This window comes from Bradyrhizobium sp., assembly GCF_035309285.1.
In the GTDB taxonomy this organism is placed as follows: domain Bacteria; phylum Pseudomonadota; class Alphaproteobacteria; order Rhizobiales; family Xanthobacteraceae; genus Bradyrhizobium.
The window spans coordinates 1-12151 of the sequence record NZ_DATGFH010000037.1 but is presented as its reverse complement, the minus strand read 5'-3'; the positions used below and the strand labels follow the sequence as shown (position 1 = coordinate 12151).

Genomic DNA, 12151 nt, shown 5'->3' with positions numbered 1-12151 from the left:
CTGGACCAGCGAATACATTCCGCTGATCCGGCCACTGCTCGTTCGCCAGGAGGTGCGCCTGATGAACGCGATCAGGCCGCCGGTCGCACCCAGCTCGACCGGTAACATCTACGAGCTCCGCAACTACCGGGCCAGGCCGCTCGGAGCGGCCCGGCAATGGATCGAGGCCTTTACCGCGGCGCTGCCGGCGCGTGAGAAATATTCGAAGATGGTCGGCCTCTGGCAGACTGAGTCGGGCCAGCCGAACGAGGTCTGCCACATCTGGGCCTATCCCAGCCTCAATGCGCGCGCAGAAGCCCGCGCCAATGCGCTGAAGGATCCGGTGTGGCAGGAATTTCTGGGCAAGGGCCCGGCGCTCCTCGAAGAGATGCACTCGACCATCATGCTGCCGGCGCCGCATTCGCCGCTGCAGTAAGTTAGCGGCGGCTCCTGATGAAGTGAAGCACGCCGCGGGCCACGTCGAGCGCGGTTTGACGTGCGAGCAGCGCTGCGTGGATCAGCGCCACGACGGGATCATTCGGCCGGAGCGGGATCAGCACGTCGCCGATGGCAAAGCGGCCGCGCCAGATCGGATTGATCATGGGATGATCGGGACTCGCTGTCGAATCCACTGAGGCAATGTCGGGATCGGCGCATAGGTGACGCGTCAGGTCCAGCGTGAGCTGCGCGCCCGGGGAATATTTTGCAAAGCGCTCGTCGACGCCGATCTTGAAGAAGAAGGCGCGGTGCTGGTGCCGGAGCACGATGCCGGCCGCGACCGCGGCGTCGCCGGCGAAGAGCGTTACGGTCTCGCACTGGCCGATCGCCGCGAGCGCCCTGGTGGCGCGGCGGATGAAGGCGGCATCGCCCGCGGTCTGCGCGAGCGCGGTGCCGCGCTTGCCCTTCCAGCCGCTCGCTTCGAGCTTCAGGAAGACCTCCAGCGCGTTGGCGACCGCTTCGGGCGAGCTTGCAACGTCGAAACGGATGTCGCCATGCTCGGCGAGCCGATGACGCTGCCGCCGCAGCTCCTTCAGCTTCTTGCCGCTCAGCGCTTCGCGCAGCAGCTCGTCGGCGTCGCGGGTGGCGTCGAGGGAGGCGCGCAACTGCGAGTTCAGCACGCGCGCACGCAACCCTCCGCCGCGCAAGACCGTATCAATGGCCTTCATCGTCGCGCCGTCGAGCGCGACTTCGCGCAGCCACAGTGCGTGTGCGCCGGACTCGCGCGCCGCCTGCATCAGTTGGGAAGCGGCGGCTTCCGCCCTGTCGCGATCGAGTAGCGGCGTGCACAGGGTGCCATACGGATGGGCGCTGGCGAGCGCGGGCAGGGGGATCGTGGTGGCGCGGGCAAGCGAGACGACCGGCATCAGGCCGATCAGGCGCTGATCGCCGAACGCCGAAAGCGCGAAAGCGCCGGTGCGGCCGGGCACGAACGCATCCACCGCCAATTCCCAATCGGGCAGATAATAGCCGTTCGGCTCGATGGCCCGTTCGGCAAGCGCCCGCCACTCGCCGATATCCACCCTCGTGATCGGCGTCAGCAGCGGTGCGCGCGCGGGCTCCGCTTCCCAACCGGCGCGCGTCGTCGTGGCATCGCTGCTTGATGCATGGCGCATTTGCCTGAGGTCGACAATGTCGGCCACGTCCGCTTCCCCGAATGCTGCGGAGACCTTAGCGGAAAGGTTCGAACAAGCGGTGTGGGCGACCGCGCAATTTGAACGGTAACATTAACGGCTTGTTCAGCATGCGGGCTTCGCGACAGCCGTTCAGATCGGCTCGTAGCTTTCCGTCTCGCAATTGTCGTCGGCATCGACGCGGCGGCGGTCGACGATCTGCCCCTCCTCGATGCTGATCCGGTAGGTCTCAACGCCGATCGGCTTGCCGGTTGCGGAATTGACGTCGGCGCGGACGCAGGCGGTCCAGCCGGTACCTTGCGGCTCGTGATGGGGCTGCGACACCCGCACCGAGCGCGGATAGGAATTGGCGACGAACACAGCGTCCAGGTTGTCGTGGACCAGCCGCTTGACGTCCGGCGGCGGCTCGGGCGGCGGCGGATCGGCCGCCTTGGCGCGCATGAATTCGGGCACCGGCGAACGGACATCGGCAAAGCCGCACCCTGCCAGCGGCAGCGCCAGCAAAAGCGGTAACGTGATATGAAGGACCCCACCCCGCATATCTCCAATTTTAGGCAATGACGGTAAATAAAGCGCCGGGGCGAACTTCACTTCGCAGATGGCCTCCGATCAACAAATCCTGATTACCGCGTGAAAACCGGCATTTCCCCCCGACCGGGCTCGAACCGTCTGCAAGCAGCGCGCGTCCAAAGGCCATCATTCCGATGGGAGGTGGCCCATGTTCCGTACCGCATTTTGCTCTGCGCTGCTTTTGAGTGCCGTGCTCGCCGGATCCACGGCCGCATATGCCGAAAATCGCGTCGCCCTGGTGATCGGCGAATCCGCCTATCGTGCGGTGCCGTCGCTGCCCAATCCCGCCAACGACGCCCGGGCGATGACCAAGTTCCTCACCGACGCCGGCTTCGAGGTGACAACCGCGGCCGACCTCACCCAGAAAGAATTGAACCAGAAGATCGGCGACTTCACCGCCGAGATCGCCGCCAAGGGACCCGACACGGTGGCGCTGGTGTTTTACGCCGGCCACGGCCTGCAGGTCGATGGTGAGAACTATCTGGTGCCGGTCGACGTCGATCCGAAGCGCGAGGCCGATATCCCGCTGCAGGCGGTGCGGCTGAACGACGTCGTCAACACGCTGAACTCGGTGCCGACCAAGTCGCGCATCCTGTTGCTCGATGCCTGCCGCAACAATCCATTCCCGGCGCTGAACGGAACCGTCGGCCGCGGGCTTGCTTTGGTCGACACCAAGACCGGCGAGCCCGGCACGTTCCTGTCCTACTCGACCTCGCCCGGCGCGGAAGCCGAGGACGGCGAGGGCGCCGACAGCCCCTACACCACGGCGCTGCTTACGGCCGCCCGCACGCCTGGCTTGCCGATCGAGCAGGCGTTCAAAGAAGTTCGCGTGGCCGTCAACAAGGCGACGGACGGGCGGCAGACGCCCTGGGAAAGCTCCTCGCTGACCGAGGACTTCCGGTTTGTGGCCGCAACCGGTCCGCAGGATGCGAACGCCGCGCTGCCGCCGACCACGGCCGTCGCGTCGAACGCACCCGTCGCGTCGAACGCGCCCAGCGCACCCAAGCGCACCGTCGAGCAGTGGAAGCATGACCTGCAGGGCAAGACCCCGGAGATCGCCCATGAGATGATCGTCGCGGACGGCACGCTGGAAGCCTACGAGGCTTTCGATGCCCTGTTCACGCAGTCGCAGTTTGCGCCCGAGGTGCGCGAGTGGGTCATCCGCCGGCGCAAGATGCTGGCATGGAACGAGGCCGTGACGATCAACACCGCCGCGAGCTATCGCTCCTTCCTCGTGCAATATCCGGACACTGACTTGACGCTGACGGCGCGCACGCTGATCCAGCGTCTGCGCTTCAAGCCTTCGCCGCTGCCGCAGGTCGCGGCTCTCTGCACGCCGCCGTCGACGCCTGCCGCGCCGTCCAAGCCCGCCGCGCCGACGCTGAAGAAAGCGGACCTTACGCCGACGCAGGCGCCGGTCGTGATCGAGCACGAGCACACCGTCGTCATCAAGAAGGTCACCGTCACGACGCCGCCGCACGAGATCGATCCGCCGGTGCGTCACCTGCCGCCGCACGAGCCGCCGGTGCACCAACTGCCGCCGCGCCAGGTCGTCGTCGGTGGACCCGTCTATGGCGGCCGGCCGGTCTATCACCCGATGGGACCCGGCGGCGGCATGATGGGACACCCGATGGGCTTTGGCTTTGGACGCCGCTACTGATCGAGACATGACAACGAGGTGAGAGAAGACCCGCCGCAAGGTCGGTCTTCTCGTCTTGCGTGTGTCGCAGTGTTTGCCGCGGTTTGCGCGTGCAGTCAGTTCGCCGGGCATTGGCGGATTCAATCGTATTCAATTGTTAAACAGCTATTCGAAGTCATCGCCGGCTTGACCGGGCGATCCAGTACTGGGCAACGACATGGGCAAGACAAGATTCCGCATTCTCGCGGCACAACATGCCCGAGTGATGCATCGTTTCGTGGCCCTCGAGGTGAAGAGGGCGCAGGGAATGCCGGGTGCAGGCCGCACCCGCGAGCCTTGCGTGCAAAGACAGTGCACTTTACGCACGCAAGCAACGACAGGGCAGCCAGATCAACCGGCATTCCCTGCGCGATGGTTTACGGCTTATACGTGGTCTCCCCGGAGTGCCGGGCTTGTTAGCCTCCGTCGCCTCGGGCTCATGACCCGGGGGTTGACGCCAGCGTCGGGGCGTCGGGACCGCACGATTTCGCCGTCCGTGAGGAATGCTTTCGTCGGCGCGCGATTAGCGTGCTGAGCATCCTCACGTCCATCGCATCCCGCCTCCAACGTCCGTGACGATCGCGATACGTCCCCTCTTGTGGAGGCGGATGCGGAAGAGACAATCATGGCTTTCGGCAAAACGGAAGTGGAATATTTTTCGCGGAAGGGCTTGACATAAGGCGAGACTGATTCTGATAAGGCGAAGTGATTTGCCCGTCAGGTGCGGCTGCGGTCCGAGCCTGTCTCAATTGCGGACGTCGTGGGTGATCCGAGCCGTATCAGGAGCTGCCAACAGCCGAGTTCACCCGGCGCGAGTACCATCGGGAACCGGCTTTTCCGGCAGCGCTAGCACCGGCGTGATGCCATCGGCATAACCGAGATCAAAAGTCATTCCTTCGGAGATCTCCCCGGCCATCTTGCGAGGCTCAAGATTGACGACAAACAGAGCCTGCTTGCCTTCGATTTCCATTTTCGGATTTCGCCGCTCCTGTTTCATACCGACCAGAATGGAGCGCGCGTGGTCGCCGAAATCGACACGCAGTCGTACGAGCTTCTCAGAATGCGCCACGTCCTCGACAGCGAGAATGGTCCCGACGCGGACGTCGATCTTCTCGAGGTCAGAGATAGAGATGATGGGTTTGACGGGCGCGGGATTCATGTTTCATCCTTTGCTGAGGCTCGGTCTATCGCGTCGAACTCGGTCTCACTCAAGCGCCAGCCGAGTGCATCGAGATTGGCCCTGGCGTGATCAGGCTTGGTCGCGCCGGGGATGGGGATCACGTGACTGTCGCGCGCCAACAGCCAGTTCAGTGCGACTTGACTGATGCTGACGTCGTGCGCGCGGGCAATATCGGCGAGACACATCAGCAGCGCTTTGGTGACCATGCTATTCGACGCCTGTGTGAGGCGGCCGGACGCGAGGGGGAAATACGCTACCAGTGCAACGTCGAGCTCACGGCAGGCGTCGAGCACGCCATTTGTTTCTGCTGCTCGTCGGAGCAGGCTGTAGTTGACCTGATTGGCGGCGAGCGGAATGCTCGCCCTCGCGAGGTGATCGGCGATGCGACGCATCTGGTCCGCATTGAAATTTGCCACGCCGACCGCGCGTGCCCTGCCGGATTTCACAGCCTCGACGAGGCCTTCTGCAAATATTGCCAGATCGATCAAGGGCAGCGGATAATGGACATAGTAGAGATCGATTGTCTCGAGGCCCAGGCGCGCGAGCGAACCGTCAAGCGCGCGTATCAGCCGTCGAGGAGAGGTTCGGCCCGGAAGGGGAAGGAATTTTGACGCTATCACCGCGCGGGTCGGGCCGGTGCGCAAGCAATCTCCCACGACGCGCTCCGAGAAATAGCTCTCGGCCGTGTCAATCATAGACGGCCCGGCATCGTGAATGGTCCGGTATGTTTCCAATGCCGCCCCGCGATCGGCACGCCGCCACTTGTTTGTGCCGATGCCCAAGGGCAGCACATGGATGCCGCTTCGGCCCAAGGGGCGCGTATCATGCTCTGCGGGCATCGCTGGATTCCTCCAATATCCGACTTCCGAGCAGCGCCCATGTCACGGGAGAGCGCGCCAAGCTAGCGCGCGTGCTGAACGTTCGGCATGAGGTCTATCAAGCCCAGATCCACAAGCGTGCGATGGAATCGGCGTTTCCGTTCCGAGGCCGATGCAAAATAGGTTTCGCCGCAATCATCAAGCAAGCTCGCACGGGTGGCAAATATCGGATCAAGCGGGAGGCCTGCCCGTTGCAAAGCGACCGTTCCAAGAAAAGCGATATCGAGGTCCGTCCCTCGTCCCGTGCCAGGGTGAGGGATATTCAAAGCCTCTATCGCATAAAATGTGCGAAACAGACGCCGCCCATCTTCCGGGCGCGTCAGGTGCCGATCGATCCGTCTCGTCAATACCGGTTGGTGGTCCCCATAATGCATCACCAGAGTAGGGCGTCCCGGAAAATTGTTTGACAGCTCAGCTTTAAGCCTCTGCCAAATAGAGGCGGTCTCGACAAGCCGCGCGTAATATTCGGCGTATTCAGCATTGGGGAGGCTGGCCAAAGCAAAGGCGCGCTCCCTCTCAAACTGTCCGGGCGGAACGAGCCGCCGACGATGCGGACCGTGATTGAAGTTGGTCAGCGCATAGAGAAATTGGGGGGTCGGATCGTCAGCAATCCTCTTCGTATGGGCATCGACCACCGCTTCCAGAAACATGGCATCCGAATTTGTTGCCTCGAAACGCCTGATATCGAAGGGTGGCGGAAAATCGTCGACGAAGATGCGCTCGTTGATGCCGATCGAACCGTAGAATTGATCGTAATTGAGAAAGCCGCGACGACAGCTCGACATGAGTGTTGTCCTGTAGCCGAGTGACTCCAACGAACGTGGGAGGCTCGTGTGGAATCGGCCGGCCCCTTTCTTGAAGAGGTAGTAGGCACTTGAACCGAAACTTGCACTTGAAAGACCGGTTAGCAGACTGAACTCGGACTGCCACGAGCCTCCGCCAAAGATGTCGACGTTGAGGCGTCCGAATTCCCCATCTGCCGGGGACAGGAACGCTTCAACGATGGGCTCAACCGGCAGTCCAAAAATGCGCGGGTCGAACACCGACTCGTGCTGGATGACGATGATGTCCGGAGAGTCGGTGGAGCGCGCGGGCATCGCCTCCTTCAGTGGCAGTGGTTCATTTGCGATATCGCTCAGGGCCAGCCCGCCGAACTGCCGCCAGCAAGCGCGGTCAATGAGCGAGGCCATGAAGGTGGAGTAAAAGCACCGCCCTTGCGTCAGCGTCAGCCGCAAGGACGTGGCGCCCTTTAGCGCGGAAGCCTTTACGAAGCCGATGAGTGCAACACAAAACAAGGGAATTCGAACTGCAATAGAAATCGGAGATCCGGCGGCGTAGAGCAAAACCGCGGTCGAAGCAAAAGCTAATAAGACACCTCCTATCAGAACGCCCAGCATCACGCGTGGGTATTGCAACACGAAAAATGGGACCGTGCCTGCAAACGCCAGCGGCAAATCGGAAACGGTTAGTTTGAGTGCGCTGTGATTGAATTTTACAATTGATACACCGGCGATCGCCACTGCCAGCATGCCGGACAGCAGGATTGCCCTCTCAAAATCGGCAACAAAGACCAGCAGCAGGGCCGCGTTCAAGAAGAGGCCCGCAATGGCAAACGGCAGGTGTTCCACGCTGCGTTCCGTCAGCGCAACGGCGCCGATAGCGGCCACAAGTGTCAAAGTCAGAGCCATGGGAATAAGATGCCCTTAGCATTCATGTCTTCAATTCAGCTCTCGGAGTCTTTGATCACCGGCTTTTGTGGCCCGTCAATGGCCACAGCAGATTCGCGCGCCGCGGCAAACGTCGCAGTCCTGGGTCAGCATGCCAGGTCGATCCTGATCTGTTCCTCGGACGAAGTCCGCATCACGGCGGACTGAACAACGCCGATCCGCCCTACGGGCCTTCGGGCGGCACGCGCGCAAGGTCGGTGTTACGCTTCGACAGGGATGGGCGACGCAGGTCCTCACCATCGAGGCGAGGATGTTGAAGGCGTAGAGCTGGACCTCGGGGTCATGCTTGCGGCTGCGCAAGGCATTGAAGCCGGCGACGCCGTCAACGCCCGGCACCACGACTTCGCCGTCGATCACGAATTGCCGGTGGTTCAGGGCGCTCTCAATGATGCGCGGGTCGCAGGTGGTCCAGTCGTAGCCGCTGCGCGTGATCAACCGCGCGCGGTCGCCTTCCTTGCGACTCCTTAAGCTTGCATTCGGCCTTCGCAACCTCGACACGCAACGCTAAAAGTTCGTCGACCGATTTCTTGAGATGCAGGCGGCGCGCCTTCAACTCCCCGAGCAATGACCTAGCCATAACCGCGCCTCCCTTGGCTCAGGCCGCCGCTCGAAAGACCGGCGCCCAGCCGGGGCTCAACTGTTCTCGACATGAAGTGCTTTACCTTCCCCGGCTAGATTAGTCTGGCTGAGCATTGGGGTTCCCACACCCTCATGTGTGAATCCGTACGCTGATTTCTATTCAAAAAACCAGGGGCAATTGTTCCGGCCGCGTGTGCCATCGCGGTCCAGAAAGGCCTGAAGCGCCGGAGGCGCGCTGGGGCGGCTCGCCATATTCTACCCTCGATCCGCATCTACGGGGGCGGGTGCGAGGAGACACATGAGAATCAGCGGCCGCTCGACCTTGGGGTCGACTTTCATCTGCCTTTTGATTTCGGGGATCGTTGCCGCGGTACTCGGGACCGCTCCGCGCGCCTTCGGACAGACCGCAACTTCGGATCCGCCGGCCGTTGCGGCGCCGGCGCACGCTAGTGACGCTCCCAGCCAGAAGGCCCCGGCGGCGCCCAATGCGTCGGTCAATACCGGAGCAATCACCCAGCGTCTGAACCAGGAACTGGGGCTTGATCTCAATGCCAGGATCGCCGCCTGGCCGCAGCATTTTGACCGTTTGGAGAGCGACCTTCGCCGTCCGCACTTGCTTTATTCGGAACTCAACGCTTATCGCGACGAGTTGCAGCGTATCCGCGGCGAGGTGAAGGACTTGACGGATCGCTTGCCGACGCGGGTCGATGCCACCAAAGCGCAGCTCAATCTGTTGGGACCAGTTCCCGGGGCGGGCCAGCCGGCGGAGCCGGAGCAGATCGCGCACAGTCGCGCCGAGCTGAACTATCGCCTCGGCCTCCTTTCCACAGCCGACGCAGCGGCCAGGTCGGCCAACCTGAGTATCGATCATCTCTTCAATACGATCGAAGACATCCGGCGGCGGAATTTTGCGTCGATCATGCTGCAGCCGATTCCCGGCGTCTATGCATATGAAACATGGTCGAGGCTGCCGGACACCATCCCGATGGCCGTCGATAGCCTCCGCCATCTCGTGGATGGTTGGTGGGAAGGCGTACCAGACGGGCAAGACCTCGCGCGGATCGGGCTCGAAGCGGCGCTGCTGTTCGTCGCCCTATCGTTTGCAAGCTGGCGCGGCCTGCGCAGCTTGCGGCGCTGGCAAAGCGAGGGTGAGCCGCCGTTCTGGCGGCGGGCCTCGTCGGCCGCGGGCGTCGTGCTTCTCCGCGCGTTACCGGTAACGGCCCCAGTCGTGTTTGCGTACGCCATGCTCGCGGCGGAGCAGCGTTTGCCGGACCGCCTCGATTGGCTGTTCTATTTGACGGCCGAAATGGTCGTGATCGTCTTCACCGTAGCTGCGCTGGTGACCACTACGCTTGCACCACGGGCGCCGGCGTGGCGGCTCATCCCCGTGTCCGACGCGGGAGCCGCGCGCCTCTGCGGACTGGTTATTTTGCTCGCGTTTTTCTATGGATTGACGACGCTCCTTTACGCAATCACGCGGCTGGTACAGGCCCCGTTCGCGTTGACGATCGCGGTCGCGTTGCCGTCGAGCCTGCTCCTGGCTGGGCTCGTCGTTGCCATCCTTCGCACGCCGCTGAGAAGCGAGAATCCGACAGCACCGTCGATGCGCCTGTTCCGGGCCGTCCGCGCGGTGGTGTGGACCATTGTTGCCGCAATCGTTGCCTGCGCGCTTGCCGGTTACCTGCCGTTAGCGCGCTTTTTGGCGCAGCAATTGGTCGTGACCGGATCGATTCTCGCTCTGGTCTATTTGCTGCTGCTGTGGGTCGACGGTTTCGCTCAGAGCGTAGCCGACGATAACGCGCTTGGCGGCCGCTGGCTCAAACAGCGAGCTCATCTGGAACGCAGTCGCCGCGAGCAGCTGGCACTGCCGATCAGCCTGCTGTTGAAGCTCGCGGTGCTGGTTTTCTCTGTGCCGTTCATCATGCTGCAGTGGGGATACACCTGGCCTGACATTCAGGACTGGTACCGGCAGTTGTTTTTCGGTTTCCACATTGCCAATACGCAGGTGACGTTCGGTGCCCTGTTGGCATCCATCATGGTGTTCGGGCTCGGCTATGCGGCGGCCCGGCTCTTCCAGGGCTGGCTCGACGTGCAAGTCTTGCAGCCGGCCGGCATTTCAGGCGGGGTTCGCCACTCGATCCGGACCGGCGTTGGCTATGCCGGCATCCTGATCGCCGCCCTGGCGGCCGTCTCCTACGCGGGCTTCAATCTCTCCAGCCTCGCCATCGTGGCCGGTGCCTTCTCGATCGGCATCGGTTTCGGTTTGCAAAATCTGGTCAACAATTTCGTCTCGGGACTTATCCTGCTCGCCGAGCGACCCATCAGGGTCGGGGACCTCGTCGTCGTCGGAGGTGAGGAAGGGTACGTACGCAAGATCAGCGTCCGCTCCACTGAAATCGAGACGTTCGACCGTGCGCACGTGCTGATTCCAAACTCATCCTTCGTATCGGACAAGGTCAAGAACTGGACGCTTCGCAACAGCGTGCGCCGTGTTACGATCAGCATTGGGACCGCCTACGCCTGCAACCCGCGTCAGGTCAGAGAGGTGCTGCTGAAGGTTGCGCGCAGCAATCCGGACGTCTTGCACACTCCGGAGCCGGTCGTCGATCTCAGGGAGTTCGGGGCGTCAAGCCTCAATTTTATCCTGTACGTCTTCATTGATGACATCAGCAAGACCGTCAGGGTGCGCACCGACCTTTCGATGGCAATCTTCGACGCGTTTGCCGATGCCGGCATCGAAATTCCCTTCACCCAAACGGATGTCAACATTCGCAATATCGATCGGCTACACGAGTTGGTTGCGCACTATGCGGCGCAGCAACCAGAGGAAAATATAGAGACGAGCAAGAGGCGATTTACAAAGGTTCCTGCGGTGGCGGAATAGGCTGGCGATCCAGGGTCAGGACCAAAAGAAACCGAGTAGCTGCGCAAAAAACAGAGCGGCCCCAATCACCCCGCCATCGCCATCACTGCCGCCTTGAACCTGCGGCTTCCCGCCACCGTCTCGCCGGTGTCCAGCCGAATTTCGAAATCACCCGAGGCGCGCCATTCGAGCGCGACGATGCGCCTGGGATTGACCAGGCGACTGCGATGCACACGGACGATGCCGAACTTCGCAAGGCGCGCTGCTTCGGCCTGCAGCGTGGTGCGGATCAGATGGGTGCGACCGTCGGCCAGGCGGAATTCGACATAGTTGCCGGCGGAGGCGACCCAGATGATCTCGTCGGGATTGGCGAGGATGGAGAGCCGGCCGTCGCGGAGCCAGAGTTCGGCAGGCGCATCGGAAGTGCGGGCTGCTTCCTTCTCGGTCTGGTCGGTTTGGATCGCCGTCGCGGCAGTCCGTTCGGCGAGCCAAAAGGCGACGGTGATGGCGGCAAAGGAGAACACATCCTTGCGCATCTCGTACAGCGCCTGGTGCGCCCAGGGAAAGGAATAGGCCCAGCCCGCGATACGGTAAGCGAGCTCCCGAAGCAGGCCCATGCCGGCTATGTGTAGCGCTGAAAAGGTCAAAAACAGCGCCGCGATCGCAAGGGCGCTGCGGAAGGGCCGGTCGGCGCCGGTCCGGATCAGAATCGCCCCGAATCGCACCAGCGGCACCAGCGCCACCACGACAATGCCGCTGGTCAGCTCCCAGAGCGCCGGCTCCCAGAGATTATGGGGCGCGGCCAGCCGCCAGGCGATGTCGCGCCCGTTCGAGAAGACGTTCACGACGCAGGAGATCGTGATCAGGATTATGACAATGGCATAGACGGCTGCGGTCGATAGACCCGCGTCACCGCTACTCGTCCGCACCAGCTTGCCGCTCGGCCTCGCCGAATCCGCTTCGTCCCGTCCACGCAACCATTCATCCCGCCGCGGCTGGACGGGCGGCTGCCGAGCCGGTTGGATCAGGGAGCGGAGCATGCGGAGGGCACGGGAAAGTTGATGAA

At 62.6% G+C, this 12151-nt stretch carries 10 protein-coding genes; 3 read left to right on the top strand and 7 right to left on the bottom strand.

Annotated features, from left to right (window positions below; genetic code table 11):
- Positions 1-415: NIPSNAP family protein (locus VKR55_RS07990; protein WP_324401525.1), on the top strand; the 415-nt coding region annotated here is incomplete at its 5' end.
- A gap of 1 nt (position 416) precedes the next feature.
- On the opposite strand, the gene VKR55_RS07985 is transcribed toward VKR55_RS07990, so the two are convergent.
- Positions 417-1619, bottom strand: a complete 1203-nt coding sequence (locus VKR55_RS07985) for a GNAT family N-acetyltransferase (protein WP_414642324.1) — start codon at positions 1617-1619, stop codon at positions 417-419.
- A 123-nt stretch (positions 1620-1742) separates the two neighbouring features.
- Entirely contained in the window at positions 1743-2150 is a 408-nt protein-coding gene (locus VKR55_RS07980; RefSeq protein WP_324401523.1) for a hypothetical protein, read from the bottom strand.
- 178 nt (positions 2151-2328) lie between these two features.
- Here VKR55_RS07980 and VKR55_RS07975 point away from each other — a divergent pair, with 178 nt between their 5' ends.
- On the top strand, positions 2329-3840 hold the full coding sequence (locus tag VKR55_RS07975) for a caspase family protein (RefSeq protein WP_324401521.1): 1512 nt from the start codon (positions 2329-2331) through the stop codon (positions 3838-3840).
- An 820-nt stretch (positions 3841-4660) separates the two neighbouring features.
- Here VKR55_RS07975 and VKR55_RS07970 read toward each other — a convergent pair.
- From VKR55_RS07970 to VKR55_RS07955, 4 genes are all read right to left on the bottom strand, one after another.
- Complete coding sequence (locus VKR55_RS07970; protein WP_324401519.1) at positions 4661-5017, bottom strand: hypothetical protein; 357 nt, start codon at positions 5015-5017, stop codon at positions 4661-4663.
- Positions 5014-5820 carry an aldo/keto reductase gene (locus VKR55_RS07965; protein ID WP_324401517.1) on the bottom strand — a complete coding sequence of 269 codons (807 nt, stop codon included), beginning with the start codon at positions 5818-5820 and terminating at the stop codon, positions 5014-5016. The genes VKR55_RS07970 and VKR55_RS07965 overlap by 4 nt, the downstream gene beginning before the upstream one ends.
- 119 nt (positions 5821-5939) lie before the next feature.
- Positions 5940-7604, bottom strand: coding sequence for a sulfatase-like hydrolase/transferase (locus VKR55_RS07960; RefSeq protein ID WP_324401515.1), 1665 nt, complete (start codon positions 7602-7604; stop codon positions 5940-5942).
- A 75-nt stretch (positions 7605-7679) separates the two neighbouring features.
- Positions 7680-8078: a DNA ligase-like domain-containing protein gene (locus VKR55_RS07955; RefSeq protein ID WP_324401512.1), complete on the bottom strand. Its 399-nt coding sequence runs from the start codon at positions 8076-8078 to the stop codon at positions 7680-7682.
- Between the two features lie 442 nt (positions 8079-8520).
- On the opposite strand from VKR55_RS07955, the gene VKR55_RS07950 reads away from it, so the two are divergent.
- Positions 8521-11106 (top strand): mechanosensitive ion channel family protein, encoded by a 2586-nt coding sequence (locus tag VKR55_RS07950; RefSeq protein ID WP_324401510.1) that lies wholly within the window; start codon positions 8521-8523, stop codon positions 11104-11106.
- Between the two features lie 65 nt (positions 11107-11171).
- Here VKR55_RS07950 and VKR55_RS07945 read toward each other — a convergent pair whose 3' ends face one another.
- Positions 11172-12062 carry a LytTR family DNA-binding domain-containing protein gene (locus VKR55_RS07945; protein WP_324401508.1) on the bottom strand — a complete coding sequence of 297 codons (891 nt, stop codon included), beginning with the start codon at positions 12060-12062 and terminating at the stop codon, positions 11172-11174.
- Positions 12063-12151: the final 89 nt, after the last annotated feature.